Below are 24,970 nucleotides of genomic sequence, written 5' to 3' on the forward strand. Positions count from 1 at the left end.
CCCGTCCGTCGTCGCGGCGCCCGCTGCTGGGCGCCGTCCGTTCGGGGCTAGCCGATCAGCTCCGCCGCGAAACCGCGAACCGGGGGCTGGACGGCGCCCCGGCCGGTACCGACCATGACGGGGTGGCCGACGAGAGCACGTTCGAGCGGCGGGCGTTCGCCACGCCCGCGGAGTTCGACGCCTGGCTCGACGCCGAGCACGACCGGGCTCCCGGGCTGTTCGTGCTGATGGCGAGGAAGGCCTCCGGCATCCCCTCGATCACCGCGCCGGAGGCGGTGGAGGTGGCGCTGTGTCACGGCTGGATCGACGGTCGCGGCAACCGCGTGGACGACGTCTGGTTCACCGTGCGGTACACCCCGCGGCGGGCGAGGAGCGTGTGGTCGCAGAAGAACGTGGCCAGCGTGGCCCGGCTGGTCGCCGACGGCCGGATGCGCCCGGCCGGCCTCGCGGCGGTGGAGGCGGCGCAGGCCGACGGGCGGTGGGACCGCGCCTACGCCGGCCCCGCGACCATCACGGTGCCCGACGACCTGGCGGCGGCGCTGGCCGCCGAGCCCGCGGCGGCTGCCGCCTTCGCCGCGCTCGACGGCACGAACCGGTACTCGGTGCTCTGGCGGGTGCACACCGCCGCGACGCCGCAGACCCGGGCGACACGGGTCGCCGCGCTGGTCACGATGCTCGCCGAGGGCCGCCGGATCCACTGAAGGAGGACGCCGCTGCCCCGCCCTGCAGAGGGGCGGTTCAGCCGGTGACGCGGCGGGCGCCGACGTAGCCGCCCTTGTCGACGCTGGTGACGGCGACGGGCTTGCCGGTGACGCTGGCGTGCACCATCTGGCCGTTGCCGATGTAGAGGCCGACGTGGCTGACGGGCGAGTAGAAGAACACCAGGTCGCCGGGCTGCAGGTCGGCGCGGGCCACCGGTACGCCCATCTGCGACTGGGCGCGACTGGAGTGCGGCAGGGCCACGCCGGCGGCGGCGTAGGCGTAGGAGGTCAGGCCGGAGCAGTCGAAGGAGTCCGGACCGCTGGCGCCGACGCCGTACATGTCGCCGACCTGCGCGAGCGCGGTCTGCACGGCCACGCCGGCCGCCGCGGTCGGTGCGGGGGCGGGGTTCGCCGCGGTCACGGTCGGGCCGGCGAGCGCGGTGTGCACGCGCACCTGGTCGGCGGCGGTGAGCCGGGCGAAGTCGCTCTTGTAGCCGGCCAGCTCCTCCTCCAGCTGGTCCTGCTGCGCGGCGAGGTCGCCGGCGGCCTGGGCGGCGGCCGCGGCGGCGGTGGTGGCGTCCCGCTGGGCCTGGTCGGCGGTGGCGCGGGCGGAGGCCGCCCGGGAGACGACCGCGTCGGCGTGCGAGGCGAGCTTGTCCAGGGTGCTCATCTGCTCGATGAGGTCGTCGGCCGAGCCGCTGGTGAGGAAGGCGGCGAGCTTGCCGCGGGTGGTGCCCACGTAGCCGGTCTGCGCGATCGACCGCAGCTGCGGCTCCAGCGCATCCAGCTGCGCCTGCGCGACGAGCACCGCGGCGGCCGCGGCGTCGGCGGCGGCCTGCTGCTGTGCGGCGGTGTCGGTGGCCTCGTTGACCTGCTCCCCGATCGCCTCGAGCTGCTTGCCGGTCTCGGTGACGGCCTGACGGGCCTGCTCGGGGCTGGCAGGGGCGGCGGAGGCACCTGCCGGGTTCAGCAGGACCACGACACCGGCGCTCAGCGAGAGCGCGGCAGTGCGGGTCCACGTCCGCCGAGTCGTTCGATGCACCAGGGCCTCCGTCTGCGCGCGTCGCGCCCGAGGAGGGGCGACAGCACTACGCGCGCGTCGCAACGGAACGTAGGGAGGCCCTGCCAGCCGGTCGTCCCGCCGCGCCGGGGGTCGATCGGTCCGCCGTCCCGCTCAGTCCCAGAGGCCCCGTGTGCCACTCCGGCCCCGCGGCGAACCACTCCTGCCCCACCCGTTCCGGGCCCGACGGAGTGGTGCCGGCACGACCAGCCGGTCGGCGACGGCACCGGTCACGAAGGAGTAGACGGCCTTCCCTGCCACGTCGACCACCTGGTCCTGCCGCGACCAGGTCCACGGCGGGGAGCCCACCCCGGTGGCGTTCTCCAGGGTCTGGTCGACGGACAGTCGCACCGAGGTGTGCCAGGCGTTGGCCCGCCACCCGCGCAGCCCGGCGGCGGCCCACACCCCGCGCAGCGCCCCGACCAGCGCGCCGGTGCCCCAGTGCATGAGGTGGTTGCGCAGCAGCGGGCGCGCGGACTCCGGCAGCCGGACGCCGGTGGTCAGCGCGGTGAGCGTGCGGCCCGGCACGTAGCTGTCGGGCCGGTGGGTCACCTGCTGTTCCAGCTTCTCCGCCGCCGTCATCGCCGCCACGCCGGCCAGCCCCGCCACCATGCCCCGCACCGCTGCTCTCGCCCACATGGGCAACGGCCTACCCCCGGCGTCCCGGCCGCAAAGACACCCACGCCGTCCCGGGCGCAGGGACACCCACGCCGTCCCGGGCGCAGGGACACCCACGCCGTCCCGGGCGCAGGGACACCCACGCCGTCCTGCGCCAGGAAGACGACGAGCCGCCCACCGGGTGACCGGTGGACGGCTCGTGGACGTCAGGGGTGGATCAGCCGGCGGCCGGCTCCGAGGAGTCGAGGGCGTCGAGGGCCGCGACGTCGCGGAGGATGGCGAGCAGCTCGGCGGAGGTCCACGCCTCGCAGCACCCGCAGTCACCGGTGTCGGTGAAGCTGTGCAGGCCGAGGCTGCCGCCGGCCTGGTCCTCGGCGAGGGCGAGCTGGCCGTCCTCGGGGTTGCGGTGGCACCGGCACGACGAGGCGCACATGCCCAGCCCCCACCCGGAGACGATCACCGACGCGCCGTTCTCATGGACCTTGCCCAGCTGGAAGATCGAAGGCTTCTGGTACGTCATGTCGGGGCTCCCCTCGCCGTCCTGCCGTGGTGGCAGGGGGTCGTCGTCGGCGTGCTACGGGGAAGTAGACAGGAAGCGTGTTTCATGTCCGTGATTCGAGGGCATGAAACGCGGTCGCCCGATTTCTCCGGGCTCAGTCGTCACGCTGGTCACAACGGACCCGTCCGTCACAACGACGCGTAGAGCTGCAGGTGCGCCGCCGCCGCAGCGTCCCAGCTGTGGCCCTGCGCCAGTGCCCGGCCCACCGCCCGGCGCTCCTCGCCCACGTCGGCCAGCAGCCCGGTGGCGAGCTCCGCCGGGTCCGCGGCGAAGGTCGCGGCGGTGCCGAACACCTCCCGGAGCACCGGCAGGTCGCGGGTGACCACCGGGACGCCGGCGGCCAGCGCCTCCATCGCCGCCAGCCCGAAGCCCTCCTTGACCGAGGGGAAGGCGAACACGTCGGCGGCGGCGACCAGCGCGGGCAGCGCGTCGTGGTCGACCGGCCCGAGGACGACGGGCGACACGCCCAGCTCCGCCGCCCGGTCGAACACCTGCGCGCGGTAGTCGCGGTAGTCGAACAGCGTCTCCCCGCCGGCCACGACCAGCGACAGCTCCGGGCGCACCGCCTGCACGCGGGCCATCGCCTCGACCAGGTCGAGGGTCCCCTTGCGCGGCTCGATCCCGCCGACGGCCAGCACGTACCTGCCGAGCCGCTCCCGCCACCCGCGCCGTCCGGGCTCCCCCGTCGGGCCGGCCGCGGCGGCGAACCGGGCGGCCTCCACGCCGTTGGGGATGACGGTGGCCACGCGGCCCCAGCCGGTCGCCACCTCGGCGGCCACCGCGGCCGAGACGCAGACCAGCGCGTGCGGGGTGACGACCGCCCGCTCGTGGCAGGCGGCCAGCTCGGGGGTGGTGAAGGTGTCCAGGTGGTGCACCGTGCGCACGCAGTCGGGGACGGCGTTGGCGCTGATGCAGTCCTGCGCGTGCACGACGTCGTACCGCTCATCCCGGAATGCCGCAGCGAGGACCTGGATCGACCGCAGGATGCGCGCGCCGACGTCCTCACCCGGCACGTCGGGGAACGGCACCAGGCGCAGGGTGACCGCCGGGTCCACGGGGCGGAAGAAGGCGGCGTCGCCGCCGCGGCCCAGCGACCAGACGCTCACGTCGTGCCCGGCGCGGGCCATCGCCTCGGCCAGCGCCAGGGTGTGCACGACCCCGCCGCGCGGTTTGGTGGAGTAGGTCAGCAGCGCGATCTTCACGAGTAGGCCTCCGGACGGCGTTCCCGCAGGTGGTCGAGCACCATGCGCGCCCGGGCGACCTCACCGGCGACGTCCAGGTCGGCCAGCGCCAGACCGGCCTTGGCCCAGGTGCGGGCCAGCACGTCACCGCCGGGGCCGACCACCTTGGACTGGCCCAGGAAGCGCAGCCGGCCCATGGTGCCGGTCTGGTTGGCCGACACCCAGACCACCTGGTTCTCCGCGGCGCGGGCGCAGTCGTAGAGGTCGAACAGCCGGGACTGGCGGTCCTGCACCAGCCGGGGCGCCCGGTTGGTGAGGCTGGCCGGCCACGCCGACAGGCAGGCGAGCAGCTGTGCGCCGTCGCCGGCCAGGGTGCGGGCGGCCTCGGGGAAGGTCTTGTCGTAGTCGATGAGCATGCCGATCCGGCCGAGCGGGGTGTCGAAGGCGGTGAACGTGCCGCCCGGTGCGTAGGCGGGCAGCTCGCCGGCGGGCTGGTGCACCTTGCGGTGCCGGCCCAGGACGCCGTCGCCGCTCACGCAGACGGCGCTGTTGAAGTGCTGCCCGCCCGCGGACTCCCGGTAGCCCAGGCAGACGACGACGTCCCCGGCGGCCGCGGCGACCCGGGTCAGCTCGGGTGCCGCGGCGTCCAGGGCCGGGGGCAGGCCGGTGTCGTCGCCGCGACCGAGGTCACCGAGGTAACCCCCGATCGTGGCGTCCGGGAAGACCAGCAGCTGGACGCCTTGCTCGCGGGCGTCGGCGATGATCGCCTCGACCTTGGTCAGGCACTGGCCGACGTCCCGCCCGAAGTGCGCCGCGACCGCCGCGACTCTCACGCCATGCGGGCGGCCGAGGACGCCGCGGCCACCGCGAGCGAGCGGGTCAGGCCGGTCGTCGTCCCGGTGAGGTCGGTGATCCGGTCGGCGAGGAACTCCGCGTCCCGGGCGATGCCGGCGAAGCGGCCCGAGCCCCAGGTGTGCAGCCACGGCAGGCCCAGCACGTACAGCCCGGGTGCGCTCGTCACCCCGCGGACGTGGGTCGGGTAGCCGGCGCCGTCGAACACCGGCACGCGCACCCAGCTCCAGTCGGCGCGGAAGCCGATCGCCCACACCACCGAGGAGATCGCGTCCACGTCGAGGGACGTCGGGTCGGCCTCCGGTGCCCAGACCGGGGAGTACCGCGTCTCGGTCGGGGCGTCGGTGCCGGTGCGCTCGATGTGGGCGTCGACCAGGTTCTTGGCGTTGTCGTCCACCCGGTCGGCGGCGTCCAGGTGCTGGGTCAGGTTCGGCGCGAAGGACAGCACCCCGCCGTCGAGGCCGGTGAGCGTGCCGTAGAGCTGCATGCCCTCGGTGGCGAACCGGCGCAGGTCGATGTCGCGGCCGCCGTCCCGGCCGGTGACGTAGTGGTTGGTGCCCATCCGGGCCGCCTCGCCGTCGCGGTGCTGCTCGACGGGCATGTCGTAGTGGCCCATGTCGTGCAGCCACTCGACCATGTCGCGGCCGCGGTACCGGCGGGCGATGCGCGGGGCGCTGCCCACGGCCAGGTGCACCCGGCGGCCGGCCAGGTGCAGGTCCTCGGCGATCTGGGCGCCCGACTGCCCGGTGCCCACCACCAGGACGTCGCCGTCGGGCAGCTGGCCGGGGTTGCGGTAGGCCTGCGAGTGCAGCTGGGTGACCCGCTCCGGCAGCTGCGACGCCCACGGCGGGAGCACCGGCAGGTGGTAACCGCCGACGGCCAGCACGACCTGGTCGGCGGCGACGTCCCCGGCGCTGGTGCTGAGCAGATAGCCGCCGTCCGGGGCCGGGGCGAGCCGGGTGACGGCGACGCCCTCGTGCACCGGCGGGTCGAAGGAGGCCGCGTAGCCGCGCACGTACTCGACGATCTCGTCGCGCAGCATGAAGCCGTCGGGGTCGTCCCCGGCGTAGGGCCAGCCGGGCAGCTGGCACTGCCAGTTGGGCGTGACCAGGCAGAAGGTGTCCCAGCGGGCGTCGGCCCACTCGTGCGCGATCGTCTCCCGCTCCAGCACGACGTGCTCGATGCCGCGCTGCACCAGGTGCCAGCTCAGCGACAGCCCGGCCTGGCCGCCGCCGACGACGGCGACCGGGACGCGGGCGGGCAGCCCCGTGCGGGTGGTCTGGGACTGCGTGAGCGTCATGCCCCCACCAGCGCGCCGTAGGCGTCGGGACGGCGGTCGCGCAGGTGCCCCATCGACCGCCGCGCCCCGTCGAGGGTGGCCCGGACGTCGACCGTGGCCACCGCCATGCCGGGCGCGACGCCGGTGGTGGCCAGCACGTCGCCGCCGGGGCCGACGACCTTGGCGCTGCAGACGAACCGCAGTCCGCCGAAGGTGCCGGCCTGGTTCGCCGACAGCCACACGATCTGGTTCTCCAGCGCGCGGGCCTGGTCGAAGAGGTCGAACCGGCGGGTCCAGCGGTCCTCGGCGAGGTCGGTCGCGGCGGCGGTGCGCGAGCCGGGCCAGGCCGACATGCAGGCTACGATCTCGGCGCCGTCCATGGCCAGCGTGCGGGCCGCCTCGGGGAAGGCCTTGTCGTAGCAGATCATCATGCCGATCCGGCCGACCGGTGAGTCGAAGGCGCGGAAGCCGTCGCCGGCGGCGTAGCTGTTGCCCTCCCCCAGCGGCTGGTGGACCTTGCGGTGCACCCCGAGGACGCCGTCGCCGGTCACCGCGACCGCGGTGTTGTAGCGGGTGCCGCCGTCGGCCTCGCAGAGCCCCGCGGTGATGACCATGTCCCCCGCGATCCGGGCCAGCCGCGCGACCTCGGGGCCGTCGACGTCCAGGGCCGGGGGCAGGGCGTGCTGCGGCGTCACTGCTGCGACGCCGTGCTCGCCGAGGTCGGCGAGGTAGCCGCCGAGGGTGGCCTCGGGCAGCGCCAGCAGCTGCACGCCGCGGCTGCGCGCCTCGGCGACGAGCTGCTCGACCCGGGCGAAGACCTCGCCGAGGTCGCGCCCGAAGGGGGCGGCGACGGCGGCGACCGTGGTGGTGGGCATGGGGTGCTCCTGTCCTCAGGCCGCACCGAGGCCGGTGACCGGCCCGGGGACGGCGGTGGTGAGCGAGCCGTCGGGCCAGCGCAGCTGCACGCCGGCGCCGGGGACGAGCGCGCCGCAGACGGCGGTGGTGGCAGGCCCGGCGTCGGCGACGGGTGCGCCGGGGACGTCGGTGGTGAGGAAGGCGGTGCCGGGGAAGCAGGTGGCCCAGTCCCCGGCGCTGGCCGCGGCCGGCCGGGGGACGGCGGCGACGTCGAGCACCGCACCGCAGCCGCTGGCCTCGGCGAGCATGCCCAGCGTGCCGACCAGCCCGGCCATGGAGACGTCCTTGGCGGACGCCGGGGCGGTGCGGGCGACGAAGGAGCCCATCGCCTGCAGCTCGGCGGTCGACCGGCTGCTGGTGGAGTCCCACTGGCGGCCGGTGTGCCCGCGCCGCCAGCCCCCGCCGAGGTCGGCGGTCAGCCGCACCTCGTGCCCGGCGCGGCCACCGCCGGCGGGCACCGGCCGGGACGTCTGTCCGAGCGCGGTGACGCTCAGCGAGGCCGGGACGCCGAGCTGGGTGTGCCCGCCGAGGACCGGCACGCCCCACGCCCGGCTGGCGTCGCGCAGACCGGTGAGCACCCGGGCGGCGAACGAGGCGTCCCGGGCGCCGACGGCGTCCAGCAGGCCGAGCGGGGCGGCGCCCATGGCGGAGAGGTCGTTGACGTTGACCAGCACGCCGCACCAGCCGGCCCACTCCGGGTCGCGTTCGACCATCGAGGGCAGGATCGCGTCGCAGGCGGCGATCACATCGGTGCCGGGCACCGGTGCGCCGTCGTCCCCCACGAAACCGCCCCCACCGAGGTGGAACCCGCCGAGCAGGGCGCCCAGCGGTGACTTGGTGGCCCGGGCGAGCGCGGCGATCCGGCCGATCGGCCAGGTCATCGTGGTGTGCGGCCGCCCGCCGAGGTCGGTGGCGCCGGTGGCCCGCCAGCCCAGCCGGGTGAACAGGGCGGCGTAGCGGTCCTGCACGGTCGCGTCGAAGCGCAGCACCCCGGCGGCCTCGGCCCGAGCGCAGGCGGCGGCCACCAGTGCGGCGCCCAGGCCGTGCGGTGCGCCCGGGACGACGACCAGCCGCGAGCCGGTCCACCATCCGACGTCGGGCCCGCCCGGGTCCACCGGGGCCAGCCGGACGCCGCCCAGCACCGCCCCACCCGTTTCACGTGCAACAAGGGTCACGGCCCGCGGGTCGTCGTCCGTGCCGTCGCGGTCGGTGCCGGTGAACAGGCCCTGCTCCTCGACGAAGGCCCGCTGCCGGAGTGCCCGGTGGGCGGCGGCACCGGCGGCGTCGGCCTCCTCGACCTGCCAGGCCGGACCGGCGGGCGGCGTCCTGAAGTCGACGAGCAGGACGCTGCGCTCCAGCGCCGCCCGCTCGTCACCGGCCGTGTTCGCCAGCACGGCTGCTCAGGCCCCGGCCGACTGGAGGGCGCTGCAGGCGCCGCAGGCCGCGCAGCCGGCGCCCTGGTCGGCGCCGCGCATGCCGAGGCGGCGCAGCCCGGCGGCGACCCGGTCGGTCACGTCCTGCAGCACCGCCGGGTCGGGGGCACCGACGCCGTCGGCGACGGCGAGGGTGCCGGCCAGCGGGCGGTAGGGGACGACGAAGGGGTAGACGCCGACCTCGGCCAGTTCGAGCGCGCCGGCGACCAGCTCGTCGGGGTCCTCCCCCAGCCCGACCAGCAGGTAGGTCGACACCCGGTTACGGCCGAACACCCGCACGGCCTCGGCCCACGCCGCGCGGTACTGGCTCATCGGCACGCTCGCCTTGCCCGGCATCCAGCGCGCCCGGACGCCGTCGTCCAGCGACTCGACGTGGATGCCGATCGCGGTGGCGCCGGCCTCCTTGAGCTCGGTGATCGCGTCGAGGTCCTCCGGTGCCGGGGGCTCGCACTGCACCTGGATGGGCAGCCCCGGCACCGCCGCGGTGATCGCCCGCACGCAGCGGGCGAGGTGGCGGGCGCCGCGGTCGCGGCCGTTCGTCGTCCCGGTGGTCATCACCATCTGCCGGACGCCGTCGAGCCGGACGGCGGCCTCGGCGACCTCGGCGAGCTGCGCCGGGGTCTTGACCGCGGTGGTGGAGCCCGCGGCCAGCGAGGCCTCGATGGCGCAGAACCGGCAGCGGTCGGCCTCGTCGTAGCGGATGCAGGTCTGCACGACGGTGGTGGCCAGCACGTCCTTGCCGTGCAGCCGGGCGAGCTTCTCGTAGGGGACGCCGTCGGCGGTGGTCAGGTCGTAGAACTGCGGGCGGGTGACCGCCTCTGCCTCGAGCCCGAGGTCGGCGCCGTCCAGCAGCAGCCGGCCGCCGCTGATCGAGTACGGGGAGTCGGGGTTGAGCGGCAGCGCGGCGCCGTGCCCGCCGAGCAGCACGTGCCCGTCGTCGCTGGGGCCGGCACCCGCCCGGCGGGTCACCTGCGCGTCGACCCGGACGCCGAGGATCGCGACGTCCACCCGGGTCGACGCTCTCGTCGGCGTCTGGGTCATGACGGCAGGCTCAGAGGTTGTAGGTCGAGTTGATGATGGCGCCCTTGCGGGCGTAGTGGATGAGCGCGTCCTGCACGTCCAGCGGGTGGCAGGGGATGGTGCCGGCGATCAGGTCCTCCTCGCGGAGGCCGTGCAGGCTCAGGCCGAAGCGGCAGACGTAGACCGTGCCGCCCTCCTCGATGAAGCGCTCGATCTGGTTGTTGATGTTCTGCTCGCCCGGGAAGCCGGAGTCACCCGTCGTCGGGAAGCCGCGGGTGGCCATCGCGTTCATGGCGCCGGGGCCGTAGAAGTACAGGACCGACTCGTAGCCCTTGCGGAGCGCGCGCAGCGCCTGCAGGCAGGCCACGAAGGCGACCGAGGACTCGTGGGCGATGCCGTGCACGAGGGTGAAGTAGGACTCGCCCTCGCCGGCCTGGTAGTCGGGGAAGATCTTGGTCGAGCCGTAGATGTTGCTGCCCTTGGGCAGCGAGGGGTGCGCGATCTCGCCCTTGCTGGTGTCCTGGGCGGCCTTGAGGTCCGCGTCGCTGATCAGCGGGGTGCCGGTGGTGGCGGGCAGGGTCGTGGTCATCGGGGTTCTCCTCTGGGTGGGGTGGTCAGAAGCCGTGGAGGGCTTCGAAGTTGCGGCGGAAGAAGAGGTCGGTGAGCTCGCCGCCGCCGGTGGCCGCGACCAGCCGGGCGTGTTCGCCGGCGAAGTCGCCCCAGGGCTGGTCGGAGGCGAACAGCACGCGGTCGTGGCCGATGCCGTGCCGCTCGATCTCGGTGGCGAACCAGCGCGGGGCGAAGCCGATGGCCCAGCTGGTGTCGGTGTAGACCCGCTTGCCGGCGGCGACCCAGGCGAAGAAGAGCTGGCCGATGAGCTTGATGTGGCCGCTCATCCCGCCGCCCATGTGCACCAGGTGGACGGCGACGTCGTCGGCGTAGCGGTCGACGAGCTTGCCGACCTGGTCGAGGTCGCTGGCCGCGCCCGGACTGGTGTGCACGTGCACGACGAGGCCGTGGGTGCGGGCGGCAGCGAAGATCGCATCGAGCTGGGGCAGGCAGCCGGGGTCGTCGACCCCGCCGCCGAGCAGGAACGAGAGCTTCAGCGCGGAGACGCCTGGTTCGCCGGCGAGCGCGAGCGCCTTCTCGGTGGCGACGGCGTCCTGCGGGCGGGGGCTGGTCCACAGCCCGGCCTTGATGCGGTCGTCGCGCTGCGCCGCCTCGACGACCAGCTCGTTGAGCGCGAAGGACGCCGTCGGGTCCGGGACGCCGTAGTTCGGGATGACCAGCGCCCGCTCGGTGCCCTCGGCGTCCAGGTCGGCGATCAGCTCGTCGATCGTGGCGCGCGCGGTGGTGTCCGGGTTGACCGGCGGGCCGCCGTAGAAGGGGAACGCGGGGAGCACGCCGAGGTGCCGGTGCGCGTCGTGCACCAGCCTCGGGGCCCTCGTGGTCATGGCGAGAACGGTGGTCGCCGCGCGTGTCGCCGTGGTGACGTCCGGAACGAGATGCCGTTACGAAGACCGCACCGCGGACGCCTCCTGTTTCAGCCACGTGGCCGAGTCCGCACCGGGTCGCCGTTGTGCGCTCACGGCTGCCTCCCGGGGATCGAGGCAGCCGTGAGCGCACGAGGCCGGCGGGTCACCCCCGGCCCACGCCGTCTGCGTGCGCGGGGTGCAAGGGGGGTTCACCTCCGGCTCCGGCGTGCGATCGGTCACGTACCCACGGTGTCCGCCCAGCCCAGGGGCCCGCACTGGCCGCACCGGATGGTTGACCGCTCAATCAGGACCTACGGTCGGGGTACCGGGCAGTGCGCCGGCCGGACCCCCGCTGCCGCGGGTCCCCGGTGCCCCCACCTACCGACGAGGAGTCCCCCATGAGCACCACCACGACCACGCGTCAGGACATCGGCCTGCTGGCCCTGCGCGTCGGGCTGGGCGGCACGCTGTTCGCCCACGGCGCCCAGAAGCTGTTCGGCTGGTTCGGCGGCCACGGCATCGCCGGCACCACCGGCGCCATGACCGCGATGGGCTTCCACCCGGCCAAGACCAGCGCCGTGCTGGCCGGCCTCGGTGAGGCCGCCGGTGGCGCGCTGCTCGCGGCCGGTCTGGCCACGCCGGTCGCCGGTGCCGCAGCCACCTCGACGATGATCGCCGCCGGCTCGGTGAACAAGGACGGCGGCTTCTTCGCCACCCAGGGCGGCTACGAGTACACCGCCGTGCTGGGCCTCGCGGGCGCGGCCCTCTCGGTCGCCGGCCCCGGCCGGTACTCCCTGGACGAGCTGCTGGGCGACCGGCTCAACCGCCCGTGGATGTCCACCACGGCGCTGACCGCGCTGGGCGGGGCCGCCATCGCCCTCGTCGTCCGGCGCAACCAGGCGATCAAGGCCGCCGCCGTGCCCACCGCCGACGATCAGCTGGCCGCCAGCGAGCTCGGCGAGAACGCCGGCGACCTCGGCGAGAACGCCGGCGAGCTCGGCGAGAACGCCGGCGGGCTCGGCAAGCACGCCGACGTCTGACCCCGCTCCCGGCCGGCGCAGGTGAGTCCTGCCGCCGGCCGGGGTAGGGCCGCGTCATGTCCATGAGCGCACCGTTCGACCCGGTCCAGCCCGGTACCGACGACGGCATCCCCGCCGCGGACGCCGGCAACGGCGCCCCGCCGCCCGCCGAGGGCTTCGGCGTCGGCGGCGAGGAGCCCGACCGCCCGGAGGAGACCGCCACGGACTCCCCCGTCGCCGGCCGGACGTCCGACACCCCGTTCCGCACGCCCGACCCCACCGAGGTCGGCCCCGCCGACTGACCTCTCAAGGGTCGTGTCCGCGGGCACGGCCCCTAGGAGCCGGTCCTTGCTGGAACGGCAAGGCGATTCCTCGTTCGGCGGCTGCGGTGCCGACGATGGCGGGACCGTCGTCGAGGAGGACCCGTGACCGAGCCCGCTCTCCTGCACCACCGCACCGTCCCCACCGCGTCCGGCGACCTGCACCTGGTCGAACAGGGCACCGGCCCGCTGGTGCTCCTGCTGCACGGCTTCCCGGAGACCTGGCGCGCCTGGCGGGCGCAGCTCCCCGCGCTCGCGGCCGCCGGCTTCCGGGCGGTCGCCCTCGACCTGCGCGGCAACGGGACGTCGTCCGCACCGGCCGACGTGGCTGCCTACCGGCTCGAGGCGCTGGTCGAGGACGTCGTCACGGTCGTGCACGCCCTCGGTGAGTCCACCGCCGTCGTGGTCGGCCACGACGTGGGCTCCCCGGTGGCTGCCGGCGCCGCGCTGCTGCGGCCGGACGTCGTGCGGGCCGTCGGGCTCCTCGGCGTCCCGTACACACCGCCGGGCGGTCCCCGGCCCAGTGAGGTCTTCGCGCACATCGGTGGTCCGGACGCCGAGTTCTACGTCAGCTGGTTCCAGGAGCCCGGCCGGGCCGAGGCCGACATCGAGCACGACCCGCGGGCCTGGCTCACCGGCTTCACGACCGGGCTGTCCGGGGAGTCGCACGCCTCACCGGGCCCGGACGGGTTGTTCTTCGTGCCGCGCGGCGCCCGGATGTCCGACCGGTTCCCCGACGACCCGGCACCGGCCTGGTTGGACCCGGCCGACCTCGACGCCGCCGCTGCCGAGCTCACGCACACCGGGGCCACCGGTGCACTGAACCGCTACCGCAACGCCGACCGGGACTGGACCGACCTCGCCGGCCACACCGGGGCGCACCTCACCCAGCCGGCTGTCTTCATCGGCGGCGAGCTCGACGCGACCAGCACCTGGCTGGCCGACGTGATCGCGACCCAGGCCGAGACGGTGCCCGGCCTGCGCTCGTCGACCCTGCTGCCCGGGTGCGGCCACTGGGTGCAGCGGGAGCGCCCCGAGGAGGTCAACCGGCTGCTGACCGAGTGGCTGGCGGACCTGCCCACCCCCGCCTGACCCCGTCCGGGGGCGGGAGTGGCCGGTCCCGCCCCCGGGTGCGTCAGCTGGCGGGGCTGACCGAGCTCATGTTGAAGTCCGGGATGCGGAGCATCGGCATCGCGGCGCGGGTGAACCAGTCGTTCCACTCCCGCGGCAGGGTCCGCTCGGTGCGGCTGGCCTCGGTGGCGCGGGAGAGCAGGTCGACCGGGGACTCGTTGAACCGGAAGTTGTTCACCGCCCCGACGACCTCGCCGTCCTCGATGAGGAAGACGCCGTCGCGGGTGAGGCCGGTGACCAGCAGCGTCTGCGGGTCGACCTCGCGGATGTACCAGAGCGTGGTCAGCAGCAGGCCGCGCTCGGTGCGGGCGATCATCTCCGCCGTCGTCGCGGTGGCGCTCGGGTCCTCCAGGACCAGGTTGTCCAGCGCGGCCGTGGCCGGGGCGCCCTGCTTCTCCGCCCACGAGCGCGGGCGCACCAGGTTGGTCAGCACGCCCTCGCGGATCCAGTCCACCGCCGGGGTGACCATGCCGTTGTCGAACACCGACGAGCTGCCCGACGAGCCGCCGACGACCTGGAACGGCGAGGTCTCCAGGCCGGGGGCGTCCGGGTCGCTGCGGAGGGTCAGCGGCAGCGTGGCCAGCCGGTCGCCGATCCGGTTGCCGCCACCGGCCTTCGCGTAGACGCTGCGGCCCTCGTCGGCGTCCCGGGCCTCCATCGCCCAGTAGGCGACGATCATCAGGTCGCTGACCGTGGACGGCGGCAGCAGCGTCTCGTACCGGCCGGCGGGCAGGTCGATGCGGTTGGCCGACCAGGCCAGCTTCTGCGCGACCTCGGCGGCCAGGTCGGCCACCGAGACGTCGGTGAAGTCGCGCGTGCCCACGCCGGCCCACACCGAGCGGGAGAAGTCGGCGCTCTTGCCGTTGAGCTCCACGCGTCCGGTGGGCTGGTCGTGCCGCAGCCGCAGCCCGGTGGAGGTGCCCAGCCACGTGCTGGCCAGCTGGTGCTCGGCGAACCCGAACAGCAGCTCGCCGCGGTCGCGGGCCGCACCGAAGGCCTTCCCCAGCGCGGGGGCGAACTCCGCGAAGACGTCGATCGAGGTCGTCGCGGCGGGGGCGTCCCAGTCGCCGGAGCCCGGCGGGGTCTCCGTCAGCAGCGGCATAGCGTCCTCGGCGGGGCCGGCGTCCCGGGCGGCCTGCTCGCTGGCGGCCACCAGCTCGGCGACGTCCGGCGTCCCGGTGCGGGCGACCGTGCCGACCGCCGTCCCGGAGCCGGTGCCGACGAACGAGACCACCACGACCTGGCGCGAGCGCATCGCGCCGTTGGTGGTGAGGCTGTTGCTCGCCCAGCGGAGGTTGGCCTCCGAGCTGTCGGTGACGTAGACGACCGCGCCGTCGGCGGTCGAGGCCGCCAGCGCCTGCTCGACGATCTCCTGCGGGGTCAGGGAGCTCATCGCCCACCCTCCGTCTTCGTGTTGAGGATGGCCGTGTTCTCGAACAGCGCGCTCGGGCAGCCGTGGCTGACCGGCGCGACCTGGCCGGGCTGGGCCTTGCCGCAGTTGAACGCCCCGCCGAGCACGTAGGTCTGCGGACCGCCGACCGCGGTCATCGAGCCCCAGAAGTCCGTCGTCGTCGCCTGGTAGGCGACGTCGCGGAGCTGCCCGGCGAGCTGCCCGCCCTCGATCTTGTAGAACCGCTGGGCGGTGAACTGGAAGTTGTAGCGCTGCATGTCGATCGACCAGCTGTTGTCGCCGACGACGTAGATGCCGCGCTCGACCCCGCCGATCAGCTCCTCGGTGGAGGGGCCGTCGGGGGCGGGCTGCAGCGACACGTTGGCCATCCGCTGCACCGGCACGTGGGAGGCGGAGTCGGCGAACGCGCAGCCGTTGGAGCGGTCCATGCCGCGCAGACGGGCCATGTTGCGGTCGACCTGGTAGCCGACGAGCACGCCGTCGCGGATCAGGTCCCACTGCTGGCCGGCCACGCCCTCGTCGTCCCAGCCGACCGTGGACAGCCCGTGCTCGGCGGTGCGGTCACCGGTGACGTTCATCAACGGCGAGCCGTACTGCAAGGTGTTGAGCTTGTCGACGGTGGCGAACGAGGTGCCGGCGTAGGCGGCCTCGTAGCCCAGCGCCCGGTCGAGCTCGGTGGCGTGCCCGATCGACTCGTGGATGGTCAGCCACAGGTTGGAGGGGTCGACGACGAGGTCGTAGCGGCCGGCCTCGACCGAGGGCGCCTTGACCTTCTCCCGCAGCAGCTCGGGCAGCTGGGCGAGCTCACCGCGCCAGTCCCAGCCGTCGCCGTTCACGAACTCCCAGCCGCGGCCCACCGGCGGGGCCAGGGTGCGCATCGACTCGAAGCTGCCGGTGGCCCGGTCGACGGTCGAGGCGGTGAACTCCGGGTGCACCCGCACCCGCTGCTGCCGGGTGCGCGTGCCGGCGGTGTCGGCGTAGAACTTCTGCTCCTTGACCTGCATGACGCTGCTGCTGACGTGCTCGACGCCGTCGGCGGCCAGCAGCTGCTCGGACAGCTCGGTCAGCAGCGCGGTCTTCTCCGCGTCCGGGACGGCGAAGGGGTCGACCTCGTAGGCCGAGACCCACTCCCCGTCGTAGCTGGCCTCGGGGGCGAGCTCGACGCGGTCGGTGTTCATCGCCGCCGACACCTGGGCGACGGCGACGGCCTCCTCGGCCAGCCGCACCGCCTCGGCCGCGGTGAGGACGACGCCGGCCGCGAAGCCCCAGGTGCCCTCGTGCACCACCCGGACGGCGAGACCGAGGTCCTCCCCGTCGGCCAGCGCCTCGAGCCGCGCGTCGCGCAGCCGCACGGTCTGGGTGCGGATCCGCTCGACCCGCAGGTCGGCGTGCTCGCAGCCCAGGTCGACCGCGCGGGTCAGCGCCGCGTCGGCGAGGGCGGACAGCGGGAGCGCGAGGAAGGACTCGTCGACGGAGCGTTTTCCAGCCACGCCCTGTGTCTACCAGCCGGGCCCGGCGCCGTCCGCTCGACCGCGGACCTCAGACGGACGGCGGCGTGCCCCCGTCGGCGCTCCAGGCGGGCTTGCCGCCGGCCGCGGTCGAGGTGACCTCCGGACCGACGAGCAGGAACCGGGCCTCCTCCGCCGCGAGCGGGCAGTGCTCGACGCCGCGCGGGACGACGAACAGGTCGCCCGGCTCGAGCTCGACGTCGCCGGTGCGCAGCTGGACGGTCAGCCGGCCCGACAGCAGCAGGAACGTCTCCTCCTGGTCCTCGTGGATGTGCCAGGTCGTCGAGCCGATGCCCTTGGCCACCTTGAACAGGTTGCCGTTGGCCCGCGCGAGCACCCGCTGCGACCAGAACTCCGTCAGCTCCTCGGCCTCCACGGCCAGTGCGATCTTCTCCATGCCGCCGACTCTGCCGACGTCAGGCCTGCCCGGGCAGTGCCAGGATCGCCACATGCCGCAAGGATCCGACCAGCCGCTGCCGGTCGCGCTGCTCGTCGACGAGGACTCCAACCCCTTCGAGGTCGGCTGCGCCTGCGAGGTGTTCGGGGCGCGGCGGCGCGCCGACCTCGGCCGGGAGCTCTACGACCTGCGCGTCGTGGCGCCCGGCGGCCGGGCCACCGCCCGCGACGGCCTCTTCGCCTTCGCCGACGTCGGTGACCTGGCGGAGCTGGACGCCGCGCACACGGTGGTCGTGCCCAACCGCCCGGACGTCGTCCGGGCGCACCACCCCGACGTGCTGGCGGCGATCCGCCGGGCGCACGACCGCGGCGCCCGGCTCGTGGGGCTGTGCACCGGGGCCTTCACCCTCGCGGAGGCCGGGGTGCTGGACGGGCGGCCGGCGACGGTGCACTGGCAGCTGGCCGAGGAGTTCCGCCGCCGCTTCCCCGCCGTGCGGCTGCAACCCGACGTCCTGTTCGTCGACGACGGCGACGTCCTGACCTCCGCGGGCAGTGCCGCGGCCCTGGACCTGGCGCTGCACATGGTGCGCCGCGACCACGGCACCGAGGCGGCCAACTCGGTCAGCCGCCGGCTGGTGTTCGCCGCCTACCGCGACGGCGGGCAGCGCCAGTTCGTCGAGCGCCCGGTGCCCGCCGCGGCCGAGCAGCCGCTGACCGCCACGCTGGCCTGGGCGCAGGCGCGGCTGGACCGCCCGCTGCCCGTCGCGGAGCTGGCCCGGCACGCACACCTCAGCGTGACGACGCTGCACCGGCGGTTCCGCACCGAGCTGGGCACCACGCCGCTGGGCTGGCTGACCGGCGAACGGGTCGAGCTGGCCAGGCGGCTGCTGGAGCAGGGCACCGGCCTGGACGCGGTGGCCCACCGCAGCGGCCTGGGCACCACGGCGAACCTGCGCGCCCTGCTGCGCCGGCACACCGGCCTGAGCCCCTCGGAGTACCGCGCCCGGTTCGTGGCCCCGTCCCGAGCGCAGGAGGGATGAGGGGTCCTTCGTCTAGCCCAGCTCGCTGTCCACCCAGCACCAGCGCCAGGCCTCGTCGGGCTCGGCGCTGACGATGACCGGGTGGCCGACCGTGCGGTAGTGCGCCGCCGAGTGCCGCATGGGCGAGGAGTCGCAGCAGCCGACGTGGCCGCAGGTCATGCAGCGGCGCAGGTGCACCCACGTCGTCCCCTCGCGGACGCAGTCCTCGCACGCCGAGGCGGGGTCGGCCTCCCCCGCCGGGGCCAGCCGGAGGTGGGCGCACTTGGCCTCGCGCGGCCGCGGCACGAGGGCCCGGTCCGAGGTCGAGGCCTCCAGCTCCTCGTGCCGGTCCAGCAGCGACTCCTCGACGTCGATCTGGGACAGCGCCGCCTCCAGCACGTTCCCGGGCGCGGTCCCGGCGTCGCGGGCCGCGACGACGACGTCCCGCTCGGCGTCGAGCATCGCCATCCGCAGCCGCGCGTAGATGCTCGAGGGCGTCTCCTGGTCGGCCAGCGGCCGGCCCAGCCGCTCCCAGCTGGCGTGCGACCGCGCGATGGAGCGGTCGCGCAGCCGGTGGACGACGCCGTCCGGCTCCTCGCCGGTGGTCAGCTCCGCCAGCCGCGCGAGCCCCGCGGCGTTCGCGGCGTCGCTGAGCTCGGCGGCCCGCAGCGCGTCCTCGGCCGGGTCCGGCGGGGGCAGGCCGACCTTGCGCACCAGCCACGGCAGCGTCGAGCCCTGCACCAGCAGGCTGCCGACCACGACGGTGAACGCGGCCAGCAGCAGCACCTCGCGGTTGGGCACGTCCTCGGGCAGCACCTGCGCCGCGGCCAGGGTGACCACCCCGCGCATGCCCGCCCAGGAGACCAGCCCGGCGACGGCGGGGCTCCACGCCTCCCGGCGCATCCACGGCGTCCCGACGGCGAGGAGGCCGGCCAGCCCGAACACGAAGGCGGCACGGACGACGATCGTGGCCACCAGCACGCCCAGGCAGACGACGACGATCCGCCCGGTGCCCAGGCCGCTGTCGGCGGCGCCGGAGAGCAGGCCGGGCAGCTGCAGCCCGATGAGCAGGAAGACGCCGTTCTCCAGCACGAAGGCGACGGTGCGCCAGGTGATCGCCTCGGTGACCCGGGCCGAGGCGGTCTGCACCTTCGGCGAGTAGTGCGCCAGCGTCAGCCCGGTGACGACGGTGGCCAGGACACCGGAGGCGTGCACCTCCTCCGCGGCCAGGAACGCCAGGTAGGGCGCGACGAAGGAGACGAGGGTGTCCAGCACCGGGTCACGCAGCCGGGCCCGGGTGACCGCCAGCACCCCGGCGACCACGGCACCCACCAGCACCGCACCGACGACGGCCCAGACGAACTCGCCGGCGACCTCGGGGGCCGACGGCGAGGAGGTCAGCGCCGACACCGCGACGCTGAGGGCGATCAGCGCGGCGGCGTCGTTGACCAGGCTCTCGTGCTCCAGCAGCGTGGCCACCCGCCGCGGCAGCCCGAGGCGGCGGCCCACCGCCGAGGCGGCGATGGCGTCCGGCGGGGCGACCACCGCACCCAGCGCCAGCGCGGCGGCCAGCGCCACACCGGGCAGCAGCAGCCAGGTCACCCAGCCCACGAACAGCGTCGTGACGACGACGAGCACCACGCTCATCGCGATGATGCTGGGCTTGTTGTGCTTGAAGTCGAACAGCGAGGTGCGTGACGTGGTCGCGTACAGCAGCGGCGGCAGCACCGCGAACAGGACGACGTCCGGGTCGAGCTGCACGTCGGGCACGTGGGGCACGAACGAGGCCGCGGCACCCACGACGACGAGCACGAGCGGGGTCGGCCAGCCGAACCGGTCGCAGAGCCCCGCGACCAGTCCGACGGCGATGACCAGGCCCACCAGCTGGGCGGTCAGCTCCACGAGGTCCTCACGTGCACGATCCTGTCAGTGCAGGTGCGACGTCCAGTCGGCCGGGACGCGGCCGGCCGGGCCGGGCACCGGCTGGTCGGCCGGGTGCGCGGTGGGCGCCGCCAGCGGCGGGCCGTCTGCGTACTCACCGGCCACGTAGTCCCAGAACCAGCCCTCGCCGGGCTCGAAGCTCTGGATCACCCGGTGGCCGCTGGCGTGCGCGTGGGCCGAGGCGTGCTGGTTGGGCGAGGAGTCGCAGCAGCCGACGTGCCCGCAGGCCGCGCAGCGGCGCAGGTGCAACCACCACGCGCCGGTCGCGTCGCACTCGACGCAGCCGGTGCCGCTCGGCGGGGTGGTGGGGTCGATCTGGGTCATGGCGTGCTCCTCGGGGTCGGTGGCCGCGGGCAGTCTGCCTGCCCGCGGCCGGTCGGGGGAAGGTGCCGTGCGGTCAGGCCTGGTCCTCGCCGCCGTCGAGCACCAGCTCGTTGCCGGTCATGAAGCTGCTCTGGTCCGAGGCCAGGAACAGCGCACCGGCGGCGATCTCCGACGTGCGCGCGACCCGCTTCAGCGGGATCCCGGCCGCCATGCCCTGCAGCATCTGCTGCGCGGCCGCGGAGTCGGGGGCCAGCGCCAGCAGCCCCGGCGTCTCGGTCGGGCCGGGCACCAGGGTGTTGACCCGGATCCCCCGGCCGGCGAGCTCCACCGCCCAGGTCCTCGTGAACGAGTGCAGCGCGGCCTTGGAGGCGGCGTAGACGCTGAAGGACGGCGTCCCGTGCAGGGTGGCGGTCGAGCCGAGCAGCACGACGGAGGCGCCGTCGGCGAGCAGCGGCAGCGCGCCCTGCACGGTGAACAGGGTGCCGCGCACGTTCCGGTCGAAGGTGTCGGCGTAGTGCGCGGCGGTGATCTCCCCGAGCGCGGCGAACTCCCCGCCGCCAGCCGCGGCCACGACGACGTCCAGGCCGCGGCCCGCGGCGCCGATCTCGGCGAAGAGCCGGTCGAGGTGGGCCGCGTCGCTGACGTCGCCCTGCACGCCGACCGCGCCGTGCCCGATCGAGGCCACCGCCTCGTCGAGTGCCTGCTGACGGCGGCCGGTCACGAAGACCGTGGCGCCCTCGGCGGCGAACCGCTGCGCGATGGCCAGACCGATCCCGCTGGTGGCACCGGTCACCAGCGCCGTCCTGCCCTCGAGCTGTCCCATGGTCGTCCCTCGCCTCTCGTCCCGGCGGGCTGACGTCCCGCACACCCCGACGACCAGCGTGACATGTCACCTGTTCCGCTGCGCGGGCGACCAGCGGGGGTCAGGGGTCGCCGGGGAGGGACACTGGACACCCACGGGAACGGGAGGCGCGCGCCATGGCACGTCCAGCGGGAGGACCGGAGCCGCTGCTCACCGACGAGCAGCAGGAGACCTGGTTCGCCTTCATGCGGGTGGTGCTGCGGCTGACCCACGAGATGAACAGCCAGCTGCAGCGCGACAGCGACCTCTCCCTGCCGGACTACGACGTGCTCAACGCGCTGGCCGACTCACCGGGTGGCCGCCTGCAGCTCACGGCACTGGCGGCCCGGATCGGCTGGGAGCGCAGCCGGCTGTCCCACCACCTGCAGCGGATGAGCGACCGCGGGATGGTCGACCGGTGCCCGTCCGCGACCGACCGGCGGGCGACCGACACCGTGCTCACCGACGCCGGACGGGCCGCCCAGGCCGCGGCCGCCCCCGGACACGCGGCGTTCGTCCGGCAGGTGTTCTTCGACGGCCTGGACCCCGCACTGCTCACCCCGCTGCGCAGCGCGCTGGAGCAGGTGCACGAGCAGGTGCTCGCGCACGGCACCCTCCCCCGCCCGGGCGTGCCGCAGCGCCGGCTGCCGGGGTTGACCCCACCCACCTGAGGGGTAGCCGACGGGCATGGCCGACGCACCGGACGACGTCACGCTGACCTTCGGCGGCACCGCCACCACGCTGCTGCGGCTCGGGCCGTTCACCCTGCTGACCGACCCGAACTTCCTGCACCGCGGGCAGTGGGCCCACCTCGGCTACGGCCTGCGCAGCCGCCGGCTCACCCAGCCGGCCCTGCTGCCCGCGCAACTGCCGGCCCTGGACGCCGTCCTGCTCAGCCACATGCACGGCGACCACTGGGACCGGGTCGCCACCCGGTCGCTGCCCAAGGCCACCCCGGTGATCACCACCCCGGAGGCCGCCGGCTGCCTGGCGAAGCGCGGGTTCACCGACACCTCGGACCTGCGCCCGTGGCAGACCCACGAGCTCACCCGCGGGGACGCCGTCCTGCGGATCACCAGCGTGCCCGGCGTGCACGGCCCCGGCCCGCTGGCGCGACTGCTCCCCCAGGTCATGGGCAGCGTGCTGGAGCTCCGGCGCGCCGGGACGGTGCGGTGGCGCGGCTACGTCACCGGCGACAGCCTCTACCGGCCGGTGCTCGGCGAGGTGCTGCAGCGCTGCGGCCCGCTCGACGCCCTGGTCCCGCACCTCGGCGGCACGAAGGTCGCCGGCATCACGGTCACCATGGACGCCCGGCAGGGCGCCGACCTGGTCGAGCTGCTCACCCCCCGGCTGACCGTGCCGGTCCACTACGACGACTACGGCCTGTTCAAGGACCCGCTGGGCAACTTCGTCGCCGAGGTGGCGGCCCGCCGGGCGCCGGGCGAGGTCCGCGTCGTCGGCCGCGGGGAGACGGTCTCGCTGCGGGCCTGATGGAGTCCCAGCGGCGCACGTCCGGCGCCCTGGGACTCCACCGGTCAGCCCCCCGACAGCACCCGGTGGAGGGCGCGGGCCAGCACCGGGCGCTCCTCGTCGGTGAGGTGGTCGAAGAAGTGCCGCCGCACGCTGGCCAGGTGCGTCGGCCAGCACTCGCGCAGCCGGTCGAGCCCGGCATCGGTGAGCACGGCGTGCCAGCCCCGCCGGTCGTCGTCGGACCGCTCGCGGCGCACCAGGCCACCGGCCTCCAGGCGCTGGACGGCGCGGGTGGTGCCACTGAGGGACATGTCCGTGGCCGCGGCGAGCTCGCTCATCCGCAGGCTCCGGCCCGGCGCCTCGGACAGGTGCATGAGCACGAAGTACTCCCCCAGCGGCAGGCCGAGCTCCTGGAGGTCGGCGTCCATCAGCCGGGGGAGCGCGCTCCACACCTGACTGAAGGTGCGCAGCAGGTCCTCCTCCGCTGCGTCGAGGGGGACGGGGTCGCCGGGTCGTGCCGCCATGTGTCCCACGGTACTTGCGCGCGCAAGCACCCAGGGTGTTGACTCCTTGCGTGAGCAAGCAACTGCTCTCGCCGCCGGCGCCCCGTCCCCGTGGACGGAGGCGCGGGCGGCACACACCAGTGGAGGAACACGTCATGGCTCGCATCACCGTCCTGGGTGGCACCGGCTACGCCGGCAGCAACATCGTCCGCGAGGCCGTCGCCCGCGGGCACCAGGTCACCAGCTACAGCCGCACCGCCCCTGCCGAGCCGATCGAGGGCGTCACCCACGTCTCCGCCGACGTGAGCCACCCGGACACCCACGACCGGGTCGTGGCCGACGCCGACGTGGTCGTCGTCGCCCTCTCCCCGCGCGGGGACCTGGAGCACACCCTCCGCGACGTGACCGCCGCGGTGACCGCGAAGGCGCAGCAGGCCGGCGTGCGGCTCGGCGTCGTCGGCGGCGCCGGCTCGCTGTTCGTCACCGACGGCGGCATCAAGGTCATCGACGCCGAGTGGTTCCCCGAGGCGATCAAGCCCGAGGCGCGCACGATGGAGGACGTCCTGGACGACCTGCGCGCCTCCGACGAGACCCTGGACTGGTTCTACGTCAGCCCGGCCGGCGGTTTCGGCGCCTGGGCCGTGGGTGAGCGCACCGGCAGCTACCGCACCGGTGGCGACGTCCTGCTGGCCGACGCCGAGGGCAACTCCTTCATCTCCGGCGCGGACTTCGGCACGGCCGTCGTCGACGAGGTCGAGCAGGCCGCCCACCGGCGCCAGCGCTTCACCGTCGCCTACTGAGGTAGCCCTGATGGAGTCCCCGGGGTGCGTTCCCGGCGCCCCGGGACTCCACCGGCGATGCGGCGGGCGGTCCGACGGGCGTCCCGGTCGACGCCGTCGATGATCGAGCTGTTCACCCGGGTCTGCCAGGGCAGCCCCATCCAGTGCAGGCCGGGCACCGGGGACGCGCCCCGGTCGTGCAGCGGCAGCCCGTCGCCGTCCAGGGCACCGGGGACGTCGAGCCAGCCGGTCTCCGGCAGCGACCCGGTGCACCACAGGACGGCGGAGACCTCCACCGCGCGGCCGTCGTCCAGCCGCAGGGCGGTGCCGTGCGCGCCGACCACCCGACCGGTCAGCCAGCCGATCGTGCCGGCGTCCCGGAGCCGGGCGAGGTCGCGGCCCACGATCGCGTCGCCGCGCCGGCGCACGCCGCGGGCCACCCGGCTGCCGCTGCCGGCGTTGAGGACCCCGGACAGCAGCAGCCACCAGTAGATGCCCACGCCCCACCGCCGCTCGGGCAGGAACCGGGGCTCGCGCGGGGCGACGACGGTGACCTGGTGCGTGGCGGCGAGCTCGACCGCCAGCTGTGCGGCGGAGTTGCCGCCGCCGACCACCAGCACCGGTCCCGGCGGGACGTCGGCCGGGCGGCGGTACCGCGAGGAGTGCAGCTGGTGCACCGACGGGTCCAGCTGCTGCGATGCGGCCGGCACCCGGGGGCGGGTGAACGGGCCGACGGCGAGCACCACCTGCCGGGCACGGACCGGTCCGTCCGGCGTCTGTGCGCAGAAACCGCCGTCGTCCCGGGTCAGCCGCGTGACCGGGGTGCCGGTGCGGACGGGCACGCCCAGGCGGGCCGCGTAGCCCCGGAGGTAGCCGGCCATCTCGGTCCGGTCGGGCGACGGCGTCGGGCCGGCGGGGAACCGGCGTCCGGGCAGGCTGCTGAACCGGCGCGGGGTGAACAGCTGCAGGCTGTCCCACCGCCGCAGCCAGCTGCCACCGACCTCGCCGGCGTCGAGGACCACGACGTCCCGGACGCCCTTCCGGGTCAGCCACCAGGCCGTGCCGAGCCCGGCCTGCCCGGCACCGACGACGAGCACGTCGTGCACGGACGGCGCGGAGGTCACCCGCCGCATCATCCGCTCTCGACCTGCGCCCCGGAGGCGTGGGCGGCTCCTGGGCGGCCACCTGCGGGCCCCTTGACACACTGGCTAACGG

The 24,970-nt window shown here is 75.0% G+C and carries 27 protein-coding genes; 8 read left to right on the plus strand and 19 right to left on the minus strand.

Annotated elements, in window-relative coordinates; translation table 11 throughout:
- Positions 1 to 122: 122 nt before the first annotated feature.
- Positions 123 to 701 carry a YdeI family protein gene (locus tag KUM42_RS09205; protein ID WP_237496461.1) on the plus strand — a complete coding sequence of 193 codons (579 nt, stop codon included), beginning with the start codon at positions 123 to 125 and terminating at the stop codon, positions 699 to 701.
- 37 nt (positions 702 to 738) lie between these two features.
- Here the strand turns inward: KUM42_RS09205 and KUM42_RS09210 are convergent, their stop codons facing one another.
- From KUM42_RS09210 to KUM42_RS09260, 11 genes are all read right to left on the minus strand, one after another.
- Positions 739 to 1,743, minus strand: coding sequence for a C40 family peptidase (locus KUM42_RS09210; protein ID WP_237496462.1), 1,005 nt, complete (start codon positions 1,741 to 1,743; stop codon positions 739 to 741).
- A 132-nt stretch (positions 1,744 to 1,875) separates the two neighbouring features.
- Positions 1,876 to 2,400: a hypothetical protein gene (locus tag KUM42_RS09215; protein WP_237496463.1), complete on the minus strand. Its 525-nt coding sequence runs from the start codon at positions 2,398 to 2,400 to the stop codon at positions 1,876 to 1,878.
- Positions 2,401 to 2,596: 196 nt separating this feature from the next.
- Positions 2,597 to 2,899, minus strand: coding sequence for a hypothetical protein (locus tag KUM42_RS09220; protein ID WP_237496464.1), 303 nt, complete (start codon positions 2,897 to 2,899; stop codon positions 2,597 to 2,599).
- Between the two features lie 167 nt (positions 2,900 to 3,066).
- The gene (locus KUM42_RS09225; protein WP_237496465.1) at positions 3,067 to 4,140 is read right to left on the minus strand and encodes an MSMEG_0565 family glycosyltransferase; all 1,074 of its coding nucleotides are present in this window, start codon (positions 4,138 to 4,140) and stop codon (positions 3,067 to 3,069) included.
- Positions 4,137 to 4,952, minus strand: coding sequence for a carbon-nitrogen hydrolase family protein (locus KUM42_RS09230; protein WP_237496466.1), 816 nt, complete (start codon positions 4,950 to 4,952; stop codon positions 4,137 to 4,139). Before KUM42_RS09230 ends, KUM42_RS09225 begins: the two co-directional genes overlap by 4 nt.
- Positions 4,949 to 6,271, minus strand: coding sequence for an MSMEG_0569 family flavin-dependent oxidoreductase (locus tag KUM42_RS09235; RefSeq protein ID WP_237496467.1), 1,323 nt, complete (start codon positions 6,269 to 6,271; stop codon positions 4,949 to 4,951). The genes KUM42_RS09230 and KUM42_RS09235 overlap by 4 nt, the downstream gene beginning before the upstream one ends.
- Complete coding sequence (locus KUM42_RS09240) at positions 6,268 to 7,125, minus strand: carbon-nitrogen hydrolase family protein (protein WP_237496468.1); 858 nt, start codon at positions 7,123 to 7,125, stop codon at positions 6,268 to 6,270. Before KUM42_RS09240 ends, KUM42_RS09235 begins: the two co-directional genes overlap by 4 nt.
- Positions 7,126 to 7,140: 15 nt before the next feature.
- The gene (locus tag KUM42_RS09245; protein WP_237496469.1) at positions 7,141 to 8,559 is read right to left on the minus strand and encodes an MSMEG_0567/sll0787 family protein; all 1,419 of its coding nucleotides are present in this window, start codon (positions 8,557 to 8,559) and stop codon (positions 7,141 to 7,143) included.
- A 6-nt stretch (positions 8,560 to 8,565) separates the two neighbouring features.
- Positions 8,566 to 9,639: an MSMEG_0568 family radical SAM protein gene (locus tag KUM42_RS09250; protein WP_237496470.1), complete on the minus strand. Its 1,074-nt coding sequence runs from the start codon at positions 9,637 to 9,639 to the stop codon at positions 8,566 to 8,568.
- A 10-nt stretch (positions 9,640 to 9,649) separates the two neighbouring features.
- Complete coding sequence (locus KUM42_RS09255; RefSeq protein ID WP_237496471.1) at positions 9,650 to 10,207, minus strand: MSMEG_0572/Sll0783 family nitrogen starvation response protein; 558 nt, start codon at positions 10,205 to 10,207, stop codon at positions 9,650 to 9,652.
- A gap of 25 nt (positions 10,208 to 10,232) precedes the next feature.
- A complete protein-coding gene (locus KUM42_RS09260) occupies positions 10,233 to 11,072 on the minus strand; it encodes an amidohydrolase family protein (RefSeq protein WP_237496472.1) in 840 nt (279 codons plus the stop codon).
- 419 nt (positions 11,073 to 11,491) lie between these two features.
- On the opposite strand from KUM42_RS09260, the gene KUM42_RS09265 reads away from it, so the two are divergent.
- The 3 genes from KUM42_RS09265 (at position 11,492) to KUM42_RS09275 (ending at position 13,524) form a co-directional block, all read left to right on the plus strand.
- A complete protein-coding gene (locus tag KUM42_RS09265; protein ID WP_237496473.1) occupies positions 11,492 to 12,133 on the plus strand; it encodes a DoxX family protein in 642 nt (213 codons plus the stop codon).
- Positions 12,134 to 12,195: 62 nt separating this feature from the next.
- Positions 12,196 to 12,414 (plus strand): hypothetical protein, encoded by a 219-nt coding sequence (locus tag KUM42_RS09270; RefSeq protein WP_237496474.1) that lies wholly within the window; start codon positions 12,196 to 12,198, stop codon positions 12,412 to 12,414.
- Positions 12,415 to 12,537: 123 nt separating this feature from the next.
- Positions 12,538 to 13,524: an alpha/beta fold hydrolase gene (locus tag KUM42_RS09275; RefSeq protein WP_237496475.1), complete on the plus strand. Its 987-nt coding sequence runs from the start codon at positions 12,538 to 12,540 to the stop codon at positions 13,522 to 13,524.
- A gap of 43 nt (positions 13,525 to 13,567) precedes the next feature.
- On the opposite strand, the gene KUM42_RS09280 is transcribed toward KUM42_RS09275, so the two are convergent.
- Genes KUM42_RS09280 through KUM42_RS09290 form a run of 3 tightly spaced genes read right to left on the minus strand, consistent with a single transcriptional unit; the run spans position 13,568 to position 16,879 of the window.
- Positions 13,568 to 14,956, minus strand: a complete 1,389-nt coding sequence (locus tag KUM42_RS09280) for a metallopeptidase TldD-related protein (RefSeq protein WP_237496476.1) — start codon at positions 14,954 to 14,956, stop codon at positions 13,568 to 13,570.
- Positions 14,953 to 16,464, minus strand: coding sequence for a TldD/PmbA family protein (locus KUM42_RS09285; RefSeq protein WP_237496477.1), 1,512 nt, complete (start codon positions 16,462 to 16,464; stop codon positions 14,953 to 14,955). The genes KUM42_RS09280 and KUM42_RS09285 overlap by 4 nt, the downstream gene beginning before the upstream one ends.
- 49 nt (positions 16,465 to 16,513) lie before the next feature.
- Positions 16,514 to 16,879: a cupin domain-containing protein gene (locus KUM42_RS09290; protein ID WP_237496478.1), complete on the minus strand. Its 366-nt coding sequence runs from the start codon at positions 16,877 to 16,879 to the stop codon at positions 16,514 to 16,516.
- 52 nt (positions 16,880 to 16,931) lie between these two features.
- Between KUM42_RS09290 and KUM42_RS09295 the strand changes: the two genes are divergently transcribed.
- Complete coding sequence (locus KUM42_RS09295; protein ID WP_237496479.1) at positions 16,932 to 17,918, plus strand: GlxA family transcriptional regulator; 987 nt, start codon at positions 16,932 to 16,934, stop codon at positions 17,916 to 17,918.
- Positions 17,919 to 17,930: 12 nt separating this feature from the next.
- On the opposite strand, the gene KUM42_RS09300 is transcribed toward KUM42_RS09295, so the two are convergent.
- The 3 genes from KUM42_RS09300 to KUM42_RS09310 all read right to left on the minus strand — a co-directional run bounded on the left by KUM42_RS09300 (position 17,931) and on the right by KUM42_RS09310 (position 20,985).
- On the minus strand, positions 17,931 to 19,799 hold the full coding sequence (locus KUM42_RS09300) for a cation:proton antiporter (protein ID WP_237496480.1): 1,869 nt from the start codon (positions 19,797 to 19,799) through the stop codon (positions 17,931 to 17,933).
- A gap of 24 nt (positions 19,800 to 19,823) precedes the next feature.
- Positions 19,824 to 20,162, minus strand: coding sequence for a UBP-type zinc finger domain-containing protein (locus tag KUM42_RS09305; protein WP_237496481.1), 339 nt, complete (start codon positions 20,160 to 20,162; stop codon positions 19,824 to 19,826).
- 73 nt (positions 20,163 to 20,235) lie between these two features.
- Entirely contained in the window at positions 20,236 to 20,985 is a 750-nt protein-coding gene (locus tag KUM42_RS09310; protein ID WP_237496482.1) for an SDR family NAD(P)-dependent oxidoreductase, read from the minus strand.
- 155 nt (positions 20,986 to 21,140) lie between these two features.
- On the opposite strand from KUM42_RS09310, the gene KUM42_RS09315 reads away from it, so the two are divergent.
- Positions 21,141 to 21,674: a MarR family winged helix-turn-helix transcriptional regulator gene (locus KUM42_RS09315; protein WP_237496483.1), complete on the plus strand. Its 534-nt coding sequence runs from the start codon at positions 21,141 to 21,143 to the stop codon at positions 21,672 to 21,674.
- A 16-nt stretch (positions 21,675 to 21,690) separates the two neighbouring features.
- The gene (locus KUM42_RS09320; protein ID WP_237496484.1) at positions 21,691 to 22,494 is read left to right on the plus strand and encodes an MBL fold metallo-hydrolase; all 804 of its coding nucleotides are present in this window, start codon (positions 21,691 to 21,693) and stop codon (positions 22,492 to 22,494) included.
- 44 nt (positions 22,495 to 22,538) lie between these two features.
- Here KUM42_RS09320 and KUM42_RS09325 read toward each other — a convergent pair whose 3' ends face one another.
- Positions 22,539 to 22,997, minus strand: a complete 459-nt coding sequence (locus KUM42_RS09325; protein ID WP_237496485.1) for a MarR family winged helix-turn-helix transcriptional regulator — start codon at positions 22,995 to 22,997, stop codon at positions 22,539 to 22,541.
- 134 nt (positions 22,998 to 23,131) lie between these two features.
- On the opposite strand from KUM42_RS09325, the gene KUM42_RS09330 reads away from it, so the two are divergent.
- Positions 23,132 to 23,776, plus strand: a complete 645-nt coding sequence (locus KUM42_RS09330; protein WP_237496486.1) for an NAD(P)-dependent oxidoreductase — start codon at positions 23,132 to 23,134, stop codon at positions 23,774 to 23,776.
- Here KUM42_RS09330 and KUM42_RS09335 read toward each other — a convergent pair.
- Entirely contained in the window at positions 23,770 to 24,879 is a 1,110-nt protein-coding gene (locus KUM42_RS09335; RefSeq protein WP_237496487.1) for an NAD(P)/FAD-dependent oxidoreductase, read from the minus strand. The genes KUM42_RS09330 and KUM42_RS09335 overlap by 7 nt on opposite strands.
- Positions 24,880 to 24,970: the final 91 nt, after the last annotated feature.

The sequence above is a fragment of the Modestobacter sp. L9-4 genome, from assembly GCF_019112525.1.
GTDB lineage: Bacteria > Actinomycetota > Actinomycetes > Mycobacteriales > Geodermatophilaceae > Modestobacter.